Here is a 22985-nt window from a genome sequence, read left to right as displayed (position 1 = left end):
AAAACGATGAAAGTAAACAAAGCAGATGAATTCTATAAGATATTAGAGAGAAAAGCCATATATCCGGTGTTTCAGCCAATCGTCAATTTACAGACCGGCAGGGTGTCCGGCTATGAGGCACTCAGCCGTATAGACAGAAGCAGTACGACACTTACGATCTCAGATTTGTTTGTGATTGCTGAACAGTTGGGATGCGTGTGGAAATTAGAGAAACTATGCAGAAACAAAGCCTTGAAGGCTGCAGTTGAAAAACCGGAGAAAGTAAAATTATTTCTTAATGTTGATGGCAATATTATTCAGGATAAAGCGTTTATACAGGGATTTACAAACCGTAAGGCTATCAAAGCCGGGGTTCCTGCTTCTGATATTGTATTCGAAATAACAGAGAGGTCAGACATAGAAAACTACCAGATATTGCAGCAGATCATGAAACATTATGCAGATCAGGGATATGAGATAGCATTGGATGATGTAGGAGCTGGACATTCAGGATTAAACCGTGTGGTAAATACCACACCTGACTATCTGAAAGCCGATATAGAATTAGTAAGGGATATCCATAAATATAAGAAAAAGGAAATCATGATGAAACTCCTGCTGGATTACTGTAATGCAACAGGAGCGATTCTGATCGCAGAAGGGATAGAAACAGCAGAAGAGCTGGAATGCCTGCACAGCCTGGGAGTGCATTACGGCCAGGGATTTTTCCTCGGAAAACCAGAACGTGCATTTGGAAGAGTCAGTGATGAAGCGGAAGAGATATTAGAGAGATTGAATGGTAAAGAGAATATGTTATCTTTGGATGCTCAAAGTTTTTGAGGATTGTTATAAGTGAGGGTCAGTGTTAAAAAAATTGCCAATTGGTTTGGAAAAGATTTTTCCAAACTGCAGATTGCTTTTACAAGTAATCTTGGAACCAATGCAGGAGTCATGGCGGCAAATGGACTGGGGTATCCCATATCTATTGAGGGCGCTGCAAAGTATTGGAGAGAAGACATCCTTGTGCAGCGGAGAATTTCTCCTGAAATTACGACAAGTACGGTAATTGCCTGGAGACGAAACATTCCATATTCTTTGGCGGTCAGTAAAATGATTGAGGAAATTAATGCCTTCCAGGCATAAAACAAAATTCGATATAAGTATTAGACATAGTGAGAGGATTGTGTATAAAATAGATGTGTAAGATGAATGTAAATCTTATACATCTATTTTTGATGCAAGAGATTTGTACGCAAAGAAAGGGGATTTGTATTATGAGTAAAAAATTAGTGGCATTTTTCAGTGCAAGTGGAACAACAAAAAAAGTGGCAGAGATGATTGCGGAGGAAGCAAAAGCAGATTTACTTGAGATTGAGCCGAAGGTTCCATATACAAAGGCAGATCTGAATTGGATGGACAAAAAATCCCGAAGCAGTGTGGAAATGAATGACAAGAAATATAGGCCGGAAATCGTAAAGAAAGAGATTGATACGGACTCTTATGATGAGATTCTTCTGGGATTTCCGATATGGTGGTATGTGGCTCCGACAATTATCAATACATTTTTGGAAGCCCATGATTTCAGCGGTAAAAAGATCGTGCTTTTTGCAACATCCGGTGGAAGTGGATTTGGTAACACTGTAAAAGAATTACAGCCGTCTGCACCAGATGCAGTTATTACAGAAGGCAGATTATTAAACCGCGGAACAAAACAGGAAATCAGAGAATGGGTAAAATCCTTATAAATCATAGAGAATCGGAGGCATACAGAATATGGAGAAAATAGTACAGACAGCAGGAAGAAATGCACTTGGCGAATTTGCACCAGAGTTTGCACATTTTAACGATGATGTGCTGTTCGGTGAAAACTGGAATAACCAGGATATTGATGTAAAAACAAGAAGTATCATTACAGTAGTTGCTCTGATGGCTTCCGGCATTACAGATTCTTCTTTAAAGTATCACCTTCAAAATGCCAAAGATCATGGAGTGACACAAAAAGAGATTGCTGCAGTGATCACACATATCGCATTCTATGCAGGATGGCCAAAAGCATGGGCCGTTTTCAATCTTGCAAAAGAAGTGTGGGAAGCAGGCGAAGGAGATTTGCCATACGAAGAGGAAGCAATGCGTGCTCATGCAAAAGAGATGGTGTTCCCAATTGGCGCACCAAATGATGGCTTTGCACAGTATTTTTCCGGAAGGAGTTTTCTTGTACCGATTTCCACTTCTCAGGTTGGGATTTTCAATGTAACATTTGAACCTGGATGCAGTAAACTGGATTATGTAGCATAAGAGTGTATAGCGTGTCTGTAGTCTGATTTTTGCCATAAATAAGTACAGGATACACAGAGAATAGAAAAGAATGTGTATTCAGTTAAATAAGAAATAGATAGCTGGTATGAGAGAACAAGGAGTCTTTCATACCAGTTTTTTGTGGGAAAAGGGATAGGTTGCACAGGATCTGCCAGGAGATTTCAGTAGGTTTGATGAATAGCTTTCTTCCAGAAGTGTGGTATAGTCTTGTGCTTGGAACAGGAAAACTACACAGAAGGGAGACACCGATATGACAACACAGCCAGATATTATCTGGAATGAGCAGTGCCTGGGGATACGGATAGGAGAACAGGTATGCACCTATCTGAAAAAGCATGATGCGGAATACCAGAGACTGCAAAAGAAAATACTGGAACTTACAGAGAAGTATCCAGTGATAGAAACATTTATGGAGTCGAATCAGTCAATCAGCCTAACAGAAGAAGAGCATAAGGCAGTACATCGATATTTTCAACTGGAGAGCGAAAAGGAAATGATAGAAGAAGAGTACCATTTTTATATGGGACAGGCTCAAATGATCTCCTATGGAGCAATGCTTGGAAAAATTAAAAAAGCAATATTGGGAAATGATGACGGTGACACAAAGAAACTGCTGGAGTTGCTGCTGGATACCTGGATTGATGAGGTTGAAGATCAGCTGAAAGAAAATACAGTGTACCAGGGAATGCTTGAAAAAATATCGAAATATGAAGAACAGGTTCAGACAATGGGATTATCAAAAGAAAAGCGAAAAACAATAGACAAATACGTTACTGAAGTTAGTGAGAGATGGATATTATATGCGGAATCTTTATATCAGGCTGGCATGCAGAAAATTCTGGAACTATTAAATTTGTAAAAAAGGGACGGATAAAATGGGGAAGCACGAAAGGAACTTCCCCATTTGTCACTTCTATTCATCTTTGCCATCAATGAGAAATATGTATGAAACCTGAAAGATTTCAGCAATGGCTTTTAATTCAAGATCAGTGACATAACGCTTGTTTGTTTCGATTCTGGTGATTACATTTTTATCCATATCGTAACCAGCTAACTGGAGTTTATAGGCAAGATCACGCTGAGACATATTGTGGGTCTTGCGAAGTTCAATCAATCGCTGGCTAATCAGATTCTTCTCACCAGACTGTGTCCTTGGCTTTGGCATCTTAAATCTCTTCCTCTCTGGTAAAAGGATGGCTTGTCTCACTTTTTGCACCATCTGTATTGATTTTAACGATTGGACAAGGTAGAATCGGTTGTAAAAGTGAGACAAAGTAGAAGAGAAGGGAGAAATATATGGAGCAGGCAAAGATAGAACAGCTTGCATTTTTATATCTATGCAGCGAGCATGATAAAAGGTTATTGCTGAAAAAAGAAAAAATGCCGTTAGCTGATTTTGACAGGTTGACCTACTTGATTTACCATTTTGGTTTTAAGGAATACCATATAAAAGTGTGGATGGAATTTGCAGGAGAGTTCAAAAAGGAATGGGATTGTCTGGAAGCACTTCAGGAAATGGGGGGCTGTGTTGGAAACATAGGAAATACAGAATCAGAAATTAGCTTGCATAAAATGTGGATGCAGAATTTTTGTAAAAATGCACCCAAAGAAAGCAGAGAATGGATTCAAAAATTGAATTAAAATATGCAGTAGAACATTTTTGTGATATCATTATCAATAGAGCAGATTTGTATTTTATGAATTTGTAAAAGAATAATGAAGCGAAAAGGTGTGAAGCTAATTATGAGTGAATATGCAGATATAGTAATTGGAAATTTATCATTACATTGGTTTAGAAACTATTTGGATAGCAAAATCGTTAGTCTGTTTTTTTCAAAAAATGACCTTATTGTAGTAAATAATTGTAATATAGACGATGATGATAAAGATGCCGGAACATACACTAAATATATGTATAGGACGACTGTTCGGCGTGCAAAAGAACGCTTAGATGCACAGGGATTTGGACTTAATAATTTTGAAAAAATATTTAATGATGAAATGGTTCAAGCAGTAGACTACTCATCTTTTTTGTATCATTTACAGGGAGATTATGATGAAGAGGACAAGAATAATGAAATTCGGATTAAGAAAAATGTTTCATTAAAAAAATGGAAAAATGCAATGAAAAAAATTGTTTCTTATGAACTTGCAAATGGAAACATACAATTTGGAGGAACACTTTCAGAGGTTAATATTACAACAGAGTGTGACAAAGTTATATTTTATTCTTTGAAAGATGAGGATAGCGAATCATTTTATGCTTTAAATCCTGAAATAATCAATTATAAATATGTATACAGACTTATACTAGAATATTGTGCAAATGATATGGAGATAATATTGGATTTCTCAAATTTGGATAATTGGGCAGATGATTGTATTCCCAAAGCACTAGCAGCGACAGAGAACGTTTCAAAAACAATTGTTCTTGTTGAAGGGTCAAGCGATAAAGATATTTTAGAATTTGCGATGTCACAGTTATATCCTCATCTTTCAGATTTATTTTATTTTATGGATTTCAGTGATGAATCTGGTGGAAAAAGAGATGGAGGAACATCATATGTAATAAAAAATCTTAAAACTTTTTATTTTTCAAAAATTAGAGCAAATTTTATTGCAATTTTTGATAATGATGCAGAGGGATATTCTAGTAAATGCTCATTATTAAATGAAATAAAAAACTGGCCGGCAAATTTTAGAATATTATTATATCCAGAAATTACAATGTTTCATAAATACCCAACTATTGCACCTAATGGGAAAATTGTGCCTGATGACATTAACAAGAAAGCTGCTTCTATTGAATTGTATTTGCCAGATTCCATTATAAAAACTGGTGGGAACTATTATCCAATTGAATGGGAATCGAGAAAACGAATACGAAATAAAAATAATGTTGAAGAAGCATTATATCAAGGAGTGATTTCTTATAAAGATGATATAAAGCATAAGTTTCATGAAATGCGTAATAAAATTGAGAGATGTGATGAAGTTTTTAAAACAGAAGAATGGAAAAATATGAAAAAATTACTAGAAACAATAGTATTCGCTTTTAATAACGAACAATAAATAGCAACGTAAACTAATGCAAATATCATGGGCAGGGCTCTTCGGGGTTCTGCCCTTTTTCTTTTTCCAGACCAAAAGACCACCTGCTGGAAAAGAACAAGAAAAACCTGAAAGGATGTGGTGACTTATCATTATAGGAATCGATCATGGATATTATGCCATCAAAACTCCCCATGTGTGTTTCCCGACTGGACTGACCGGGTACGATTATGAGCCGTATACCATGCAGAATGTCCTGCAGTACAATGGGAAATTTTATGTGTGTGGAACTGGGCGGCAGACGCTGGTGAGAAGTAAGACTTCCAATGACAATTATTATCTTTTGACAATGGCAGCCATTGCCCAAGAAATCCGCTATCGCCGGGGAGAGCGGAAAACAGATGTAGTTCTGGCAGCCGGTCTTCCACTGGCAAGTTTTGGCAGGGAGAAAAAAGGCTTCCGGGAATATCTGTTTCGGAAAGAGCAGCCTCTGCGTTTCCGGTACGAGGATGAGAGCTATGAGATCCGGATTCAGGATGTAAAACTGTTCCCACAGGGATACTCAGCCCTGGCTCTCCACCCGGAATGTGTTCGGGACGAGCCTTCTGTTCTTCTCGCAGATATCGGTGGCTGGACCGTAGACCTGATGCGGCTGGACAACAGTGTTCCAAATGCCGCTACCTGCCGCAGCCTGGAACTTGGTGTGATCCGGTGTGTGGATGAGATCACCGAGCAGGTACGCAGAAATACCGGACTGTCTGTAACGGATATTCAGATCGAACGTGTTCTGAACGGCCAGAGCTGCAGCATGGACCCGGCCGCAAAAGAAATCATTGTCCGGCAGGGAAGGCTCTACACGGAGAAAATACTGTCTGCAATTATGGAAGCCGGGTTCGATCTGAAGGCAATTCCGTCCGTGATCATGGGCGGCGGAGCCAGCATTCTGAAACGGCACGTGACACCGCAGGACGGGCTGTGTCGGCAGATTTACCTGACAGACGTACACGCCAATGCTTCCGGCTATGAGCGGATTGTGGGGCAGATGTGCGCGAAGTAAAGAGACCCGTTTTCTCGTTCCGCCTGAACCTTGATAACCCAGATCACAAAAAGGCATGGGAGATCCTGCAAAGTGTTCCAGATGGACAGAAGAGCAGCTATCTGGTTCAGGTGATCTTAAAAGATCAGGAAAACAACCAGCTGGAGAAAAGCATCCGGCAGGCAATCCGGGAAGAACTGGCAGGTGTTTCCATTTCTGGCTCCGGGGAGAGTGTTTCAAAAAAGGAAGAAATCCCGTCCCAGATGCTGGATTTTCTCTCCGGGCTTGAGGATGCATTCTGAAAAAGTCAAGTCTTTCCTGGTGATAAAATAGCCAAATTTCAAGCAGTCAAATTAGTATAAATCACGGATTTTTGAAAGGGGTGATGCCTATTGAATGTTATTGGATCTGCATCCTTTGGGAGCTTTTGAGAGCCTCATATTCGTTGGGTATTGTGAATAGCTTTCTGTCACGTTTTAGGGTATGTTGTATGTAGAAAAAAGAAAGGAGAACGAACACAATGGAGATGAAAAACATATGCGGAAAAATCCCGGTAGAGCTGCATGAAAAGCTAAAACTGGAAGTCGAAGAGTTAGGAATCAGCATACCAAAATACCTTGAAATGGTAATCGAAGAACACATGACAAGAAAAGGAGAAAAGACGAACATGGCAGATTTAAGAACAGTAGCAGTACAGGTAACCGAGGATTTATTTTCCAGACTGAAAGCAGTCCTCGCCAGGAATGGCATGAAACAGAAAGACTTCTTAATCGGGCTTATCGAAGATGCAATCGAAAAAGAAGAAGCCAAATGGAAAGCAGAGTCAGAGGAAGCCGAAGAAACAGAAATGGAAGATCCTGAGACTGCGAAATCAGAACCGGATGAAGAGTCAGTAGAACCTGAAGCAGAAGAGCCTGAGACAGAAGCACTGGAAGCTGAAACAGACGGAGAAATGACAGAACCGGACGAAGCTGAAGCAGATGAAGAGCCGACAGAGCCAGAAAACGAAGAGCCAGCGGAAGCAGAGCCAACAGAACTGGAAACCGAAGAAGCAGAAGAATCTGAGCCAGAGGAAGCGGAATCAGAAGAATAGACATCACAAAACAGAAACCAAGAGACGGAAACGGTGCAGAGAAATCTGCACTGTTTTTTTCGCAGCGAAGGGAGGCTGATAGCCGGAACAATTCGATTTTTTGACCTGTTCAGTGGAATCGGAGGATTCCGAGAAGGGCTGCACAGGGCAGGGGGCTTCACCTGTGTCGGACACTGTGAAGCAGATGCATATGCAGACCACAACTACCGGGTGCTGTTTGATACGGAAGGAGAGTGGTTCTGCAATGACGCAAGAAATATTGAAACAGAACGAATGCCGGACTTTGATCTTTTATGTGCGGGATTTCCTTGCCAGGCATTCTCAATCGCTGGACGAAGGGAAGGATTTGCCGATGCAAGAGGAACCCTTTTCTTTGAAGTTGCCAGACTGGTTGCAGACAAACGACCTGCGTATTTTCTCCTTGAAAACGTACCCGGTCTGCTTTCGCATGACAAAGGGCGGACGTTTCACACCATCCTCAGTACGCTATCTGAACTGGGGTATCATGTCGAATGGAAAGTGCTTAACAGCAAGGATTTCGGAGTCCCCCAGTCAAGGAAGCGGGTGTATATTGTCGGATATCTTGATGGAAGATGTGCCGGAAAAATATTACCTTTCCCAAAAGCAAATGGAACAGCTCTTATACAAGTCCATGCTGGCAAACAGGGAGAAAGAGTCTACGCAGAAGAAGGACTGAGCTGCACGCTGACCAGCGGGGCTGGTGGTATGGGCGGCAAGACCGGATTATACGAAGTCGGTATCCCAATCAAGGAAAACACCCGAAAAGGATACAAGATGGCCTACGAGGGGGACAGCATCGATCTCGGATATCCGGGAATCAACAGTCGCAGGGGGAGAGTCGGGCATGAGATCGCCCATACCCTGACGACCGGAAACCAGCAGGGAACACTGCATTTTGTAGATATCTCCCCTCCGCCGCTGGTGACAGACGTTGCAAGATGTCTGAATACCAGACAGGATTCCAGCATCCATAACCACAGAGGCGAAAGTTCCGGGGTGCTGGTGGAAGAACCGCCAAGGGCAGTGCTGACACCGGCCAAGGAAAAAGTCCGCCAGAATGGAAGAAGGATGAAAGAACCGGAAGAGCCAATGTTCACCATTACGGCAACTGACCGTCATGGAGTGATTTACCACGGCAGAATCCGCAGGCTGACGCCAAGGGAGTGTCTGCGGCTGCAGGGATATCGGGATGGTCAGATTTCCAAGATGGAAAAAGAAACATCGGATAACCAGCTTTACAAGCAGGCCGGTAATGGTGTCACTGTCAATGTCATTGAAGCAATAGGCAGAAATTTGAAAGCAGTAGATGAAGAGATCCAAAGCGGCTCACCTGTTCCAGAAGCGAAGGGTGGGTGAAGCAGATCGACCTAAAAGACCAGTATTTTGGTACAGAGATTGAGATGACAGGTATCAGCCGCTATGATGCGGCTGTTGCGATTGGAAGAATGTTCGGAACAGAGCCATATCATATCCGTTCTTACGATTCCTGGTGTGTAAAAGATTCAGATGGAAAAACGTGGAAATTTTCAAGAGACAGCAGTATCGACTGTGAAAGGCTGGCAAATGGTACTGTAATAGATGCCGATGGAGATTATTCGACAGAAATGGTATCCCCGAAATTGGAATATTCGGAAATGGGAAAACTCCAGGAAGTGGTGCGGTGTGTCAAAAACGCAGGTGCTTTTGTCAATTCATCCTGTGGCATGCATGTCCATGTGGACGCATCCAATCATACACCAAGGAGTCTGAAAAATGCACTGACGATCATGTACTGCAAAGAGGATATTCTGTTCAAAGCCTTAAATGTACAGACGAGAAGGGAAGATGAGTATTGCCAGAAAGTCCGTCCTATGGTATTGGAGAAGATCCGCCGGATGCCAAACAGCACCATCACGATGGAAAAATTCAAAAGGGCATGGTATGAGGGAAATGACGGAAGCTCCGAGCATTACAACTGGACAAGGTATTATGCCTTAAACCTACATGCTGTTTTTTCCAAGGGAACACTGGAATGGCGTTGTTTTGAAAGCACCCTCCATGCAGGAAAAGTCCGGTCGAATATCACACTGGCACTTGCCATATCCGCACAGGCGATCAACCAATCTTGTACCCATGCAAAAAAGACGGAGATCGGGGATAACCCGGCATTTACGTTCCGCACCTTTCTGCTCCGCCTCGGATTGATCGGGGACGAATACAAAAATGTACGGAAGCATCTACTTGCCAATCTGGACGGGGATAAGGCATGGCGGTATGACAAAAGTACCTATGCCTGTCTGCAGAATCCAAGACGGACAGATGATGCGAGATAACAGAATAATGAGAACAGACAGGCCGGGTGGAAACATCCGGCTGTTCTTATGCAAAATGAAGAAAAAGAAGAAAGAGGTAGAAAACATGAAGAGTAAATATCGATTCAGGCGAATCCTTTCAGGGGTGATGGCGGCAGTCACCATCTTATCCACGGTCATTTCACCGCTGACGGTGTATGCTTCGGAAGAGCCGAAAGCGGCGGAACCGCCAGCGTATGAATCCGTAAAGGATCAGCTGGATGAAAATGAAGTGGTAAAAGCCACCGATCTGGAGCTGGAAGTCGGACAGGACTTTGATGTTTCCACGGATTTTACAAATTTGGAAATCAAGGACGAAAGCAAAGTCAAAGTGACATTCCAGAAAGCAGAGAATGACGCCGGGGAGAACTTCAGCACCAGCCATGCAGACATTTACCATGCCGTTTATTATGTGGAGCCAGTCAACCAGAACCACCCGGTTTATCAGATTGGGAGAAACCTGATCGTAAAAGAGCCTGTGACAGCAGCTCAGAGTGAACCGCAGACAGAACAGGCAGTTACCGAAGAGGATACAGGTTCTGATGATGAGGAAGCTGCCTCGCAGGAAGAAACTGAGACAGTGCCTGTAGAGACAGAAATTGTTGAGCCGGAGACAGCTGAATCTGAAACAGAAGAACCGGAAGAAACAGAACCCGAATTTCAGGGTGGACTTTCTGAATCTGAGTTTGATGCCGCATTAGAGGAAGCCGAAACAGAAAATACAACCGATAAAGAATCCGGGCTGACACTCAGCGATGTTCTGGAGCAGGCAGGGGAACAGGATATTGACCTTATGGCAATGGAAGATGGGGAAACCGTTTCTTTCACCGCAGTCAATACCAGTACAAGAGCAACACAGGATGTAGATGTGACAAGAGGGACTGCATACTATTATGCAGACTACGGTCTGGGTTCTTATGTAACCTATAAATATATCGTAAAATTTGGAAACGTGTCTGCAACTGCCTACTGTGTGCAGCCGTCAAAAGCAGGACCTGGGGATGGTGTTTATAAGATCACCAAACTGGGTGACAGCAAAGCACTGGCAAAAGTATGCTACTACGGCACAAAAGCATCCGGCGAAAATGGATTTTTCTCAGAGAAACATCCTGATTTTTCCGCTGGAAAACAGTTTATCATTGTCCATCTGGCTGCGTCTTATGCCAATAACAGTAGTGACGCTTTTTCCGGTACGAATGCAACCGGACAGGCTCTGGCAATGGAACTCTACAATTATTGCATGAGCCAGCCGGAGATACCGGAAGTGGACATGAGTTTCTCCAATGCAGATGTTACCGCATATATCAGCGGCAACAGCCAGAGAACAGAAGAGATCACCTTTAAGGCATCCGAACTGCAGACCATCACCATGAAACTGCCTTCCGGTGTCAAACTGCATAATGTGACAACGGGAAAAACAAGCAGTGCAGGTGCATCCGTGGAGATCTGCGGCGGTACCAAATTCTACTTATCTGCACCGCTGACACAGGCAGTGGATGTCAAAGGGGAATGGTCTGTTACCATGAAGGGAAGCATCATCAAAGACTATTCCGCTTACAAGATCACAACCGGAAGCGAGACACAGGACCTTGCCCTGGTATTTGGCGAGGGCGTGACCGATGAGAAGTATGTAGATTTTAAAGTGTCATGGGTAAAACAGGCAACTCTAGAGATCGTAAAGAAGGACCGCAAGAGCAACAAAGCCATCGCAGGTGCAGTTTATGGCGTTTACAGTGACAAGGATGGAAAGAACTTGATCACAAAGATGCCGGCCACAGATGCCAACGGAGCTTCCAGCGTTACGATCACCAAAACACAGGATACCGTATACCTGAAAGAGATCTCCGTACCAAACGGATATCTGCTGGATACCAAAGCCTACGATGTGAAACTGGTCATCGGAGATACTGTAAAACAAACCGTTACCGATGCAGAGCAGATGGCAAGCCTGACTGTTTATAAATTAGGAGAAGTCCTGACCGGAGCAAAGGTAACTGATGATGGTGTTTCCTTTGTTTATACCGAGCAGAAACAGAAGAGTGCGGTTTACAATGTTTATGCCGCAGCGGATATTGTATCCGCAGACGGAACCGTCATTTATAAAAAAGACGCACTGGTCAAAGCCGGACTTACTACCGGGGATGACGGAAGTGTCACACTGGATAATCTATATCTGGGAAAATATGTGGTAAAAGAAATGCAGGCACCACAAAATCTGGTATGCACAGGCGAAAGCCAGGAAATCACCCTTTCCTATGCCGGAAGCAATGTGGAGAAGGTCATGGGAAGCGTGACATTCAAAAATGACCGCCAAAAAGCAAGCGTAAGCGTATACAAACAGGATAAGGAAACCAGGAAATACCTTCCGGGCGGCACTTATGGCCTGTATGCCGGAAACGACATCAAAGCAGCGGACGGAACCGTTGTGGTCAAAAAAGATACCCTCATTGAGAAGGTAGTGACCGGAACAGACGGAAAAGCCGTATATCAGGCAGACCTGCCGATCGCTAACAGCTACTACATGAAAGAGGTTTCTGCACCGGCCGGATATACCAGAAACAGTGAGGATGTGTACTCTTTTACGTTCCAGTACACCACAGACAAAGAGGCAACCGTTTCTTTCAGCCACACGTTCCAGAACGAGCGTGTCAATGCGAAGATCAAACTGGTAAAAGAGGATTCCGAAACCGGAAAGACCGCACAGGGAGATGCAACCCTTGAGGGTGCGGTTTACGGACTGTATGCCCGTGAGGATATCGTTCATCCGGATGGACAGACAGGTGTCCTTTACCCGGCAGGAACGCAGATTGCAACCCTGACTACGGATACAGAGGGAAATGCAGAAATCGCAGACCTCTATCTCGGAAAGTATTACGTGAAAGAATTGACGCCGCCTGTTGGATATCTGGCAGACCCGGAAGAACATGATCTGGAGTGTAATGACGAGGGAGATCTGGTTCAGACGGTAGAACGTACCGCAACTTCTCTGGAAGATGTGATCAAACAGCCGTTCCAGGTCATTAAAGCAGCCAACAATGGTAAGACCGATGCCGATCTGTTAAAAGGTGTGGGATTCAGTGCATATCTGGAGAGCAGCCTGAAGAAAAATAAGGACGGTTCCTATGACTTTGCATCTGCAACTCCGGTTGTACTGACCGCAGACGGACAGACAGAAATGTTCACGGATGAGCGTGGATATGCATGCTCCATTCCGCTTGCATACGGAACCTACATTGTAAGGGAGACCACCACACCGCACAACTTCAAACCAGTCGATGACTTTAAGGTTGTGATCTCGGAAAACAATCCGGATCAGCCGCAGGTATGGCGTGTGCTTCTGGACGAAGAGTTTGAAGCAAAATTAAAGATCGTCAAAAAAGATGACGAGACAAAGAAATCTGTCCTGGTTCCGAATACTGAGTTTAAAGTATACGATCTGGATAACAAGAAATATGTGGAACAGGTGACCACCTACCCATCTACTATGGTACATAAATCTTATTTTACGGATGAGAATGGATACCTGATCCTGCCACAGAATCTGGCTTGTGGAAATTACCGCATCGAAGAAGTGACTGCACCGGATGGATACACCCACAGTGCCAATACCGTGGAAATCAAGGTAGACAGCGATACTGCATACCAGGAAGATCCGGTCAGCGGTGACCTGATCATCGAGGTGGAATTCGAGAACCACCCGGCAAAAGGCAGACTGACCATCCACAAGGAAGGAGAAGTAGTCAAAGGTTTTGACAAGGATTTCATCCACGAGGAAGCCAGCCTTGCAGGAGCCGTGTTTGAGGTTTATGCCGCAGAAGATATCTATACCGCAGACCATCAGAAAGATGAGAACGGCAACCGTTATCTGGAATATGCCAAAGACACACTGGTGGCAACGGTGACAACCGATGAAACCGGAAGTGCCGTAGTAGAGAACCTTCCGCTCGGCAAATACCGTGTAGAAGAGAAAAAAACGCCGGAGGGCTACACCTGGAATGCCAAAGGCGAAGAAGTAACTTTTACCTATGCCGGACAGGATACCCCAGTCGTAGACGAAGAAGTGACTTTTACCAATGAACGCCAGAAAGTAAGCATCACCGTGGAAAAACAGGATGCAGAAACAGGAAGCACGGTAGCTGGAGCTACATTCGGTCTTTACAATAAGAACGAGATCAAATCCGGTGACAAGATTATTGTGAAAGCAGATACCTTATTACAGGAGATCACAAGCGATGAAAAAGGACAGGCACACTTCACCCTGGACCTGCCGCTTGGAACTTATTATGTGAAAGAAATTTCTGCACCGGATGGTTTTGTATCTTCTGACGAGATACTGGAATTTGATGCCACCTATCAGGGGCAGGACATTCCGACCATCAAGCTGAAATCTGTGAAGAAGAACCAGCCGACCACCATCGAGGTGACAAAATCCGACCTGACCACAGGCGTAGAGCTGAACGGGGCATCCCTTTCTGTTCTGGACAAGGATGGAAATGTGATCGACAGCTGGACTTCCGTAAAGGATGAGCCTCATGTGATCAAATACCTGACCGTTGGAAAAACTTATACCCTCCGTGAATCTCTTGCACCGCTTGGTTATTTAAAGACCACGGATGTGGAATTCACCGTTCAGGATACCGCAAAAGTACAGAAAGTGGAAATGAAAGACGATGTGCCGAAAGCCCTGCTGATCGTAAACAAGAAGGGTGAATTCCTTGATAAGATCACCCTGCTGGACAATGTCAAAGGCGTTGTAGAGCATCTGTTTGAGTACATCACAGGAAGCCTGTCAGACGTTACCTTTGAGATTTACACTGCAGAGGATATCAAAGCAGCCGATGGTGTAAGCCCGGATTATTATGCTAAGGACGAGCTGGTGGCAACCGTGACTACTGATGCAAACGGTGTTGCAGAAGTATCTGACCTTCCGGTTGGAAAATACTATGTCAAAGAGGTGGGCACAGCATATGGTTATGTGCTGGATGAAAAACCACGATATGTAGATCTTTCCTACCGTGACCAGGATACCCCGGTTGTCGTATACGATGAGGACTGGCAGAACAACCGTCAGAAAGTAAAAGTGAACGTCCTGAAGAAAGAAAAGGATACCGACCGTGTATTAAAAGGCGGCATCTTTGGACTGTACACCAGAAACGACATCCTGTCCGCATCTGGAAAGGTGCTGATGGAAGCAGATACCCTGATCGAGTTAAAAACAACAGATGCAGATGGAAAGATTTCCTTTATTGCAGACCTGCCGATCGACGGAACCTATTATGTGAAGGAGCTGTATGCACCGGATGGATTTGTCACCACCGGAGAAGAGCAGGAATTTGTTTTTGAGTACCAGGGGGATAAAGAAGCAGAAGCATCCTATGAATTTGTATTTGAAGATGAGCCGACAACCGTGGAGCTTTCCAAAACCGATCTGACCACGGGCGAGGAACTGCCGGGAGCCAGATTACAGCTGACGGATGAAAACGGGGCTGTTGTTGAGGAATGGACATCCACCAAGGAGCCGCACATCATCAAAGAACTGGTTGTAGGAAAATCTTACACCCTGACAGAAAACAAGCCGGCCGATGGATATGCCACTGCGGAAAGCATCACATTCACCGTAGAGAATACTGCGGAGATCCAGAAACAGGTAATGGAAGATGACGTGACCAAAGTGAAGATCAGCAAAACGGATATTACCGGAGATAATGAGATCGAAGGAGCCAAACTGACCATCACAGATGAAAATGGCAACATCGTAGAAACCTGGACTTCCGGTAAAGAGCCGCATTATATCGAAAAACTTCCGATTGGTAAATACACCCTGAAAGAAGAGCAGGCTCCAAACGGTTATGTCGTTGCAGAGGAGATCACCTTCGAGGTGGCAGATACCGCAGAGATCCAGAAGGTAGCCATGAAAGATGACACCGCAAAGGGACGCCTGATCATTGAGAAAACAGATAAGGATGCCGGAGCAGCACTGAAAGATGCAGAATTTGAACTGAGGGATGCGGATGGCAAAGTGGTAGAAACCCTGACCACTGATGAAAACGGCCATGCAACCAGCGGACTGCTTGCAATCGGAACTTATAAGGACGGCAAATTTGATAAGGCAGCCACCTATTATCTGGTTGAGACCAAAGCACCGGAGGGCTATCAGCTGGATGAGACCAAACATGAGGTGACATTTACCTATGTAGATGACAAAACTCCAGTGATCGAAGTCATCCAGAAAGTGACGAACGAGAAGCTGCCGGAGGATACCCCGTTTGTAAGCAACCCGAAAACAGGCGATGACACCAACCTCTGGATTCCGGCCCTGTGCCTGATTCTTTCCGCAGGCGGTCTGATCGGCATGGGTGTGGCATCCAGAAGAAAGAAGAAAAAAGGGGGCAGATAGGCTGAAACAATTATATTTTGCGTATGGAAGCAACATGGATCTGGACCAGATGGCATATCGGTGCCCAAAGGCGGAGGTGGTAGAAATCGTCCGCCTGGAGGGGTATCGGCTGACCTTTGCAGCCGCAGGAAGCGGCCTTGCCACCATCTTCCCGGAAGAGGGAAGCCATGTGGACGGCGTCCTCTGGTCACTGACCGGGGACTGTGAAAAGAGCCTGGATCTTTATGAAGGCTATCCTGATTTTTACGACAAGCAGGAGATCACTGTCAAGAACAAAGATGGAAGAGAGATCAAAGCCATTGTCTATATCATGACAAAAGATTACATGCAGAACTTTAATCCGCCCGGACGGTCGTACCTGACTGGGATCTTAAAGGGCTGCAGACAGAACCAAATCCCGACAGAGCCGATCCTGAAAGCAGCAAGGAAACCGCCTGTGCCGGGAAAGACGCAGAAGAGTCAGCCAAAGAAGCAGAGAAAAGCCGGACAGGAACGATGAAGAAAAAACCAAAGACAGGAATCTTACAGAGGTTTTTCAAGATCATCTGCCTTGCAGTGACGCTGACAAGTGCCGGGTTTCTGATTTACCACATGGTATATCTTCCAATGGAGAACAAAAAGCTGATGGCAGAGCTGAAAGGGAATTTCCCGGAGCCGGAAGCTCCGGGAGCCTCAGGCTCTGAAAAGAAAGACCAACCAGCTGGAAGAAAATGCCCGGTGGCTGCGGTAGACCTTGTTTCTCTTCGGGAACAATACCCGGATGTGCAGGGATGGCTGACAATACCGGATACCGGGATTGATTACCCGGTGCTTCAGTCCGAACAGGAGAATGGGGAGTTTTACCTGAAACGGAATTACAAAAAGGAATATGACATCAACGGAAGCCTGTTTTTACAGGCAGACTGTAAAGTGTCTGAAAGTCGGAACCTTATCATTTACGGTCACAACATGAACAGTGGGGCAATGTTCGGAAATCTGGACTTATATGCAGATGAAACGTACTATCAGGAGCATCCCTTTGCTTATCTTCAGACAGAGGATAGCATTCAGGAATACCGAATTGTCACGGTGCTGAAAGCAGACAGGAATTTGTTCCCATTCCAGCAGAAACTCGCAGATGCGGAGGCAGTGCAGGAATATTTAAAAGCAGCTAAGCAGAGGGAAGTGTTCGAAACCGGGGATGATTACCTGAAGTGTATATACGATAAGGTTTTGACGCTCGTCACGTGTTCATATGAATGGAGCGGTGCCAGGAACATCGTCCTGGCGGTGCCGGTTTCCGGGGCAGTGTGGAGTCAGAAGTGTTCGTAAGTACCCGAAAAGTGCAGAAAATGAGACAAATAATGACCGCACGGGCAGGGATGTGTTCAAAACAGGGGGATTATGAAGGGTGTGCATTGGTAGTATTTAGGTTGAAAAAAGTGTCTGAAAGTACCAGAAAAGTGCAGAATGTGAGACAACTTATAACCCAGATCCGGCAGAAAGTGTTCCAGAAAGGAGCGTTTCCTGCCGTTATTATTTACTTGGAAAGGATGGTAACGATTATGAAACGATTTTATACAGCAGAATCCGTAACAGAAGGACATCCGGATAAGCTCTGCGACCTGATCGCAGACAGCATTCTGGACGCGTGTCTGAAAGAGGACGAAAATTCCAGAGTGGCCTGCGAGGTGCTGGCGACCAAAAGGAACATCATTGTAGCAGGAGAGATCACCAGCCGATTTGAGCCACAGGTGTTTGAAATCATCAAAAAGGTGCTGGAGAGTGCAGGCTATGAAGCAGAGGAAATCCACATGGATGCCCTCATCCACAAACAGAGTCCGGATATCGCCGGGGCAGTGGAGAGATCCAGAGAACGAAGGGCAGGGACTGTTTTTGTTCAGAGCGGACTTGCCAGCGGTACCGGGGATCAGGGCATCATGATTGGCTACGCCTGCGATGAGACACCGCAGCTTATGCCGATGCCAGTGGTTCTGGCGAACCGCATTGTAAGGGAACTGTCTGCAAGCCGTAGAAGCGGATATATCACGGGAATCTTGCCAGATGGAAAGGCGCAGGTGACCGTGGAGTATGAAGATGACAGACCTGCCCGGCTGGATACCGTCATTGTGTCCTGCCAGCATGAAAAGGAAAAATCCCTTCGGAAGCTGGAGCATGAGATCCGGGAGAAAGTGTTACGCCCGGCACTCCGTATGCTGCCACCGGATGAGGATACCAAGATCCTGATTAACCCATCGGGCAGATTTGTGTGCGGAGGTCTGGATGCAGACACCGGACTGACCGGAAGGAAACTAATGGTGGATACCTACGGCAGCCTGGTACCGCATGGCGGCGGTGCATTCTCCGGGAAGGATTGTTCCAAAGTTGACCGTTCCGGGGCATACATGGCCCGTTACATCGCCAAAAACATGGTAGCTGCCGGACTTGCCAGCCGATGCCAGGTGTCCCTTGCCTATGCCATTGGGGTTGCCCAGCCAGTCATGGTGCAGGTGGATACCTTTGGAACGGGAAAGATCTGTGCGGATGACTGCCTCGCCGCAGCGATCCCTCTGGTGTTCGGGCTTACCCCAAGCCAGATCTGTGACACCCTGCACCTGAAGCGGCCAATCTACCGACAGAGTGCGGTGTTCGGGCATTTTGGAAGAAAGGAATTCCCGTGGGAGAAAACGGATAAGGCAGAGCAGCTCCGGGATACCGTGATGTAATGCCGTGGATTCCGGAAGAAGAAATCAAACGTGCAAGGGAGATCACCGCCATTGAATACCTGAAGAAATATCAGCCAAACCGTCTGAAAAAATCTTCAGCCAGAAATGAATGGGAGCTGACAGACCACGACAGCTTTAAGATTAACGAGCAGACCAGCCAGTGGCACTGGAAATCCAGAGATATCGGGGGCACCAGTGCTTTAAGTTTCCTGATTCATGTAGACGGGTGTTCTTTTCTGGAGGCAGTGCAAATGCTGAAAGATGAGTATCCCACCTATATCCCTCCTCCAGTGGAAGCAAAGCCAAAGAAGCCATTTGTCCTGCCTACGGCCAGCCCAGACTGCCGCAGGGTGTTCCGCTATCTGAAAGAGCGGGGCATCAGTGGCGAGGTCTTACAGCGGTGTGTTCATTTGGGAATCTTATATGAGAGTCTGCCCTACCACAATGCCGTGTTCATAGGACGGGATGAAAACCAGGTGGCAAGATATGCTTTCCTGCGTGGGATTTACGATGCCAGCGGAAAGTCTTTTAAGATGGAACAGGCCGGAAGTGAAAAGGCATACGCTTTTTGTGTTCCGGCGAAATCGGGATGCAGACGGGTTGCTGTTTATGAAGCCTGTGTGGATGTGCTTGCCCACATGACATTGGAACAGAGACAAGGAAGCCGGGATAAGTACCGTCTGGAGCTTGGCGGGATCAGCGCACCAAAAGAAGGGCAGAGCCAGCGGAGCATGAAAAAGCCGCAGGCATTGGAACATTTTCTGTCCCAGCACCCGGAGATCACCGAGATCGAAGTGTGTACCGACAATGACTTTGCCGGACGGTGGGCGTGTGAACATATCCGAAAAGCCTACGAGGGAAGCTATCGGATCATCGAGAACCTGCCGGAAATCGAAGGGGCAGACTGGGCAGACATGGCAAAAATGGCTGCCCGTACACCGGAGAAACGGCAGAATAGGGAAGCGAGGTGATGCTTTGAAAGATAAAATAGAAGTGGGAATGCTGTCACCTCTGATGGCAGAGTTTATTCCGGACTATTCAGACATTGTGGATCTGGATGATGCGGAGCCATTGGAAGGACCTGACCTGGTGCAGTATCAGACATCCATCGCAGAAAAGGTTGACGAGATCAATCGGCTCGGTATGCCTGACAACCAGCCATGCAACCTGATCGATTATTTTGACCAAAACAAGGACATTAAGGAAAAAGTGGAACGCATTACAATGGCGGTAAAGGAACAGGAGGGCGTTTTATATGGCTGTGCAAACCTGACACTCCGGGAGAATCTGACACCAGAGGAATACCGTGTGGTGGGGCAGTATCTGAGAGGGCAGTACAGCGATGGCTGGGGAGAAAGTCTGGAACAGCGGGAGATCAAGGTAGACGGTGGTGAATTATACTTACATTTCTATGTTGGTGCCGGCTCGGATTTCCAGATACAGGTGAAAGCACCGGAAAACGGTGTGCAGGAAAAGCAGCCGGAACAAAAGCCGTCCCGTCCAGAACTTAAGCTCTTAGGGCATGACGGAAATATTTTCTCAATCCTTGGGGATGCCGCAAGACTGCTTAGACGTGCTGGGATGTCCGAACAGGCCAACGAAATGGCGGATCGTGTCCACAAGAGCAGCAATTACTATGAAGCGCTGGGAATCATCAGCGAATACGTGGAAACCGAGCTGTCGGACCACCGTGAACAGCCCAGAACGCCAAGAAAAGAAACACTGAAAAAAGAGGATACCTGCCGATGAGCAGTTCCATAAAGAAAAGCACTTCCAGAGAAATCTGGAAAATAAGCGACCGAAAGGATGATGCCTATGGGAAATACCCTGAAACTTGAAGATCTTTTAAAACCGGACTGTGTGCCGGATGAGTCTGCCGGAGGGGAGAACTGGCGTATCCTGCATGGAGATACCTTAAAACTGGTCAAAGGATTCCAGCCGGGGATCTTTGATGCAGTTATAACCGATCCGCCCTATGCGTCCGGGGGAACCAAGCAGAACGAACGCAACCGAACTACCAACCAGAAGTACAGCAGCATGAAAGCAGAAAATGCCCTGCCGGATTTTGATGGGGATAATAAAGACCAGCGTTCCTGGACCCACTGGATGGCAGAATGGCTGTACGATGTGCGGAAAGCCTGCAAGAGAGGGGCTCCGATCTGCCTCTTTATTGACTGGAGACAGTACCCGTCCATCACCGATGCCCTCCAGTGGGCAGGGTGGATCTGGAGAGGGACTGCCGTCTGGGACAAGGGGAACTCCCGTCCGCAGAAAGGCAGATTCCGCCAGCAGGCAGAATATATTGTATGGGGAAGCAACGGACCGATGCCGATCAACCGCCCGGTGTCCTGCCTTCCGGGTGTGTTCCGTTATGGGAATCCCCAGAACCGCATCCATGTGACAGAAAAGCCGCTCCAGCTGATGAAGGATGTCATCCAGATCTGTGAGCCGGGCGGCCTGATCTTAGACCCGTTTGCCGGAGCTGGTACTACCATCCTTGCGGCGGCAGAGTCGGGGTTTCAGGCAGTCGGCATTGAAGTGACCGATGCGTATTATAAGCTGGGAAGCGACCGTGTCCGCATTGCACTGGAAGCTGGGGAAGAAGCGGAAAACAAAGAACCACAGTAGCCGGATGTCTGGCAGACATCTGAAAAAGAGAAGAAAAGAATCCAGATGTCCACAAGACATCCACAGAGCGGAATGCTTTGTGGGTGTTTCTTTTTGGAAAAACGCCGGGCAGAGGAAACCTGTCCGGCCAGGAAAGGAGATGGTCGTATTGGAACAGGCACTTGCTTATGTCTGCTGTTCTGCAGAAGAAGGAAAGACCAAAGTACAGCGGTACTGCCGGAAGATCTACGAACTGGGATATGTGCCGATCTGCCCGCAGTACAGCTTTTCCCCATTCCTTGATGACGGGGATGCAGAGGATATGCAGGCCATGCGGAGAATGTCCCACCAGATATTAAGGCGGTGCAGGATGGTGGTTGTCTGCGGAAAAGAGACCACCGGGACGATGAACACGGAGATCAGCATGGCTGACAGACTCCATATCATCTGTACCACACTGGATGGGTTGAGCAAAATCAAGGAAAATGAATGATTCAGAAAAACGACTGGTTCAGAGGGGACGAAACCGGATGCGACTGGTTTTGCAAGCATAGCGTTTGGATATCCAAACGCACTTTGGGGAGAACCCCAATCCCCCATACCGAGCCGTAAACAGACGAAAGGAGAACGAAAAAATGTTGGGATTTATACTTGGCACAATGACCGGAGGAGTAATGGGCGTTTTTGCAATGTGTCTTTTCATAGCTGGAAAACGTGAGGATGAGGCACTGGAGCGGTGCCGGATGAAACCAAAGGAGATCATTGACCACGGCGTGTGCATCTGTTTTGTAAACAGCCAGGGAGAGGAACTGTTCCGTCTGGCAGACGGGGAAAGCCTTGTGCAGAATGCCCCAAATGGAGAGCGGAACGTATCCACCTGCCACTATCTGGATGCCGATTCTGCTATGATTGATGGGAAAAAATGGAACCTCCTGGAATTCGCAAAAGAGATGGAAAAGAGAGGGATCATGTTCGCCCCGATGGAGCTGTGCCAGGTATCGGAAAGGGGGTGAGGCCCATATGAAGAAAAAGATCATTGCTGCAGCGGTAGCCATCGGCGTTCTGGCAGGTTTCCTGATCTGGAAAAATCGTGAAATGTAATGACGCAACCAATAACCCGTTGGAAAGCAGGTGAAGAGATGAGAAAAAGGAACCATGTGATACCAGTCCGCCTCAATGCAAAAGAGCTGCGTTTTCTGGAAGAGCAGGTAGAAAAAAGCGGCCTGTCCCGTGAGGAATACATCCGTTCCATTGTCATGGGTGGCGAAGTCCGGGCAAGACCCTGTGAGCATCATACGGAGCTTTTGCGGAAAATATCCGGTCTGTGCAACAACGCCAATCAGCTTGCCCATGTAGCCAACGGCTGTGGGATGGCCGGGGAAGAGAGTATCCGGGAAATGCTCCGCATGACGAAAGAGACATGGAGGCTGGTCAAAGAGGAATGGTAGCC

Annotated in this window: 21 protein-coding genes and 2 pseudogenes; 22 read left to right on the top strand and 1 reads right to left on the bottom strand. The window is 46.1% G+C overall.

Translation table 11 applies throughout. The features are described from left to right. Positions 1–6: 6 nt before the first annotated feature. The 5 genes and pseudogenes from G4417_RS09640 to G4417_RS09620 all read left to right on the top strand — a co-directional run bounded on the left by G4417_RS09640 (position 7) and on the right by G4417_RS09620 (position 3154). Positions 7–819 carry an EAL domain-containing protein gene (locus G4417_RS09640; protein ID WP_173683283.1) on the top strand — a complete coding sequence of 271 codons (813 nt, stop codon included), beginning with the start codon at positions 7–9 and terminating at the stop codon, positions 817–819. A gap of 30 nt (positions 820–849) precedes the next feature. Further along, positions 850–1122, top strand: a pseudogene (locus tag G4417_RS09635) (LysR family transcriptional regulator); the annotation flags it as partial. A gap of 131 nt (positions 1123–1253) precedes the next feature. Then, positions 1254–1724, top strand: coding sequence for a flavodoxin (locus G4417_RS09630; RefSeq protein WP_173683281.1), 471 nt, complete (start codon positions 1254–1256; stop codon positions 1722–1724). 28 nt (positions 1725–1752) lie between these two features. Further along, positions 1753–2250, top strand: a pseudogene (locus G4417_RS09625) (carboxymuconolactone decarboxylase family protein); the annotation flags it as partial. Positions 2251–2545: 295 nt separating this feature from the next. Continuing rightward, positions 2546–3154: a DUF6664 family protein gene (locus tag G4417_RS09620; RefSeq protein ID WP_173683279.1), complete on the top strand. Its 609-nt coding sequence runs from the start codon at positions 2546–2548 to the stop codon at positions 3152–3154. A gap of 54 nt (positions 3155–3208) precedes the next feature. On the opposite strand, the gene G4417_RS09615 is transcribed toward G4417_RS09620, so the two are convergent. Beyond that, positions 3209–3460 carry a helix-turn-helix domain-containing protein gene (locus tag G4417_RS09615; RefSeq protein WP_015513363.1) on the bottom strand — a complete coding sequence of 84 codons (252 nt, stop codon included), beginning with the start codon at positions 3458–3460 and terminating at the stop codon, positions 3209–3211. A gap of 131 nt (positions 3461–3591) precedes the next feature. Here G4417_RS09615 and G4417_RS09610 point away from each other — a divergent pair, with 131 nt between their 5' ends. The 17 genes from G4417_RS09610 to G4417_RS09530 all read left to right on the top strand — a co-directional run bounded on the left by G4417_RS09610 (position 3592) and on the right by G4417_RS09530 (position 22983). Further along, the gene (locus tag G4417_RS09610; protein ID WP_025577053.1) at positions 3592–3936 is read left to right on the top strand and encodes a hypothetical protein; all 345 of its coding nucleotides are present in this window, start codon (positions 3592–3594) and stop codon (positions 3934–3936) included. 102 nt (positions 3937–4038) lie between these two features. Then, the gene (locus G4417_RS09605) at positions 4039–5367 is read left to right on the top strand and encodes a HEPN/Toprim-associated domain-containing protein (RefSeq protein ID WP_173683278.1); all 1329 of its coding nucleotides are present in this window, start codon (positions 4039–4041) and stop codon (positions 5365–5367) included. A gap of 127 nt (positions 5368–5494) precedes the next feature. After that, positions 5495–6403: a ParM/StbA family protein gene (locus tag G4417_RS09600; protein ID WP_161208660.1), complete on the top strand. Its 909-nt coding sequence runs from the start codon at positions 5495–5497 to the stop codon at positions 6401–6403. Continuing rightward, a complete protein-coding gene (locus G4417_RS09595; protein ID WP_006428275.1) occupies positions 6391–6684 on the top strand; it encodes a hypothetical protein in 294 nt (97 codons plus the stop codon). Before G4417_RS09600 ends, G4417_RS09595 begins: the two co-directional genes overlap by 13 nt. A gap of 218 nt (positions 6685–6902) precedes the next feature. Continuing rightward, the gene (locus tag G4417_RS09590) at positions 6903–7475 is read left to right on the top strand and encodes a hypothetical protein (RefSeq protein WP_006428276.1); all 573 of its coding nucleotides are present in this window, start codon (positions 6903–6905) and stop codon (positions 7473–7475) included. Between the two features lie 75 nt (positions 7476–7550). Next, positions 7551–8852 carry a DNA (cytosine-5-)-methyltransferase gene (dcm, locus tag G4417_RS09585; RefSeq protein WP_147554346.1) on the top strand — a complete coding sequence of 434 codons (1302 nt, stop codon included), beginning with the start codon at positions 7551–7553 and terminating at the stop codon, positions 8850–8852. A gap of 5 nt (positions 8853–8857) precedes the next feature. Continuing rightward, positions 8858–9808 (top strand): amidoligase family protein, encoded by a 951-nt coding sequence (locus G4417_RS09580; RefSeq protein WP_071849528.1) that lies wholly within the window; start codon positions 8858–8860, stop codon positions 9806–9808. 85 nt (positions 9809–9893) lie between these two features. Then, complete coding sequence (locus G4417_RS09575; protein WP_334296876.1) at positions 9894–16223, top strand: SpaA isopeptide-forming pilin-related protein; 6330 nt, start codon at positions 9894–9896, stop codon at positions 16221–16223. A gap of 1 nt (position 16224) precedes the next feature. After that, positions 16225–16722 carry a gamma-glutamylcyclotransferase family protein gene (locus tag G4417_RS09570; protein ID WP_025577045.1) on the top strand — a complete coding sequence of 166 codons (498 nt, stop codon included), beginning with the start codon at positions 16225–16227 and terminating at the stop codon, positions 16720–16722. Beyond that, on the top strand, positions 16719–17534 hold the full coding sequence (locus G4417_RS09565; protein ID WP_008400054.1) for a class B sortase: 816 nt from the start codon (positions 16719–16721) through the stop codon (positions 17532–17534). Before G4417_RS09570 ends, G4417_RS09565 begins: the two co-directional genes overlap by 4 nt. Positions 17535–17767: 233 nt before the next feature. Further along, the gene (gene metK / locus G4417_RS09560; protein ID WP_025577044.1) at positions 17768–18928 is read left to right on the top strand and encodes a methionine adenosyltransferase; all 1161 of its coding nucleotides are present in this window, start codon (positions 17768–17770) and stop codon (positions 18926–18928) included. Further along, positions 18928–19899, top strand: coding sequence for a DUF3991 domain-containing protein (locus tag G4417_RS09555; protein WP_173683277.1), 972 nt, complete (start codon positions 18928–18930; stop codon positions 19897–19899). Before metK ends, G4417_RS09555 begins: the two co-directional genes overlap by 1 nt. 4 nt (positions 19900–19903) lie before the next feature. Further along, entirely contained in the window at positions 19904–20677 is a 774-nt protein-coding gene (locus G4417_RS09550; RefSeq protein WP_008400050.1) for a hypothetical protein, read from the top strand. A gap of 66 nt (positions 20678–20743) precedes the next feature. Continuing rightward, on the top strand, positions 20744–21556 hold the full coding sequence (locus tag G4417_RS09545) for a DNA-methyltransferase (protein WP_015513369.1): 813 nt from the start codon (positions 20744–20746) through the stop codon (positions 21554–21556). A 148-nt stretch (positions 21557–21704) separates the two neighbouring features. After that, positions 21705–22028, top strand: coding sequence for a hypothetical protein (locus tag G4417_RS09540; protein WP_019162195.1), 324 nt, complete (start codon positions 21705–21707; stop codon positions 22026–22028). A gap of 142 nt (positions 22029–22170) precedes the next feature. Beyond that, positions 22171–22548, top strand: a complete 378-nt coding sequence (locus G4417_RS09535) for a DUF3789 domain-containing protein (RefSeq protein WP_025577043.1) — start codon at positions 22171–22173, stop codon at positions 22546–22548. 126 nt (positions 22549–22674) lie between these two features. After that, on the top strand, positions 22675–22983 hold the full coding sequence (locus G4417_RS09530) for a plasmid mobilization protein (RefSeq protein ID WP_019162193.1): 309 nt from the start codon (positions 22675–22677) through the stop codon (positions 22981–22983). Positions 22984–22985 lie beyond the last annotated feature (2 nt).

The organism is Blautia wexlerae, assembly GCF_013300825.1.
Lineage (GTDB): Bacteria > Bacillota > Clostridia > Lachnospirales > Lachnospiraceae > Blautia_A > Blautia_A wexlerae_B.
This window is presented reverse-complemented; position numbering and strand designations above follow the sequence as displayed.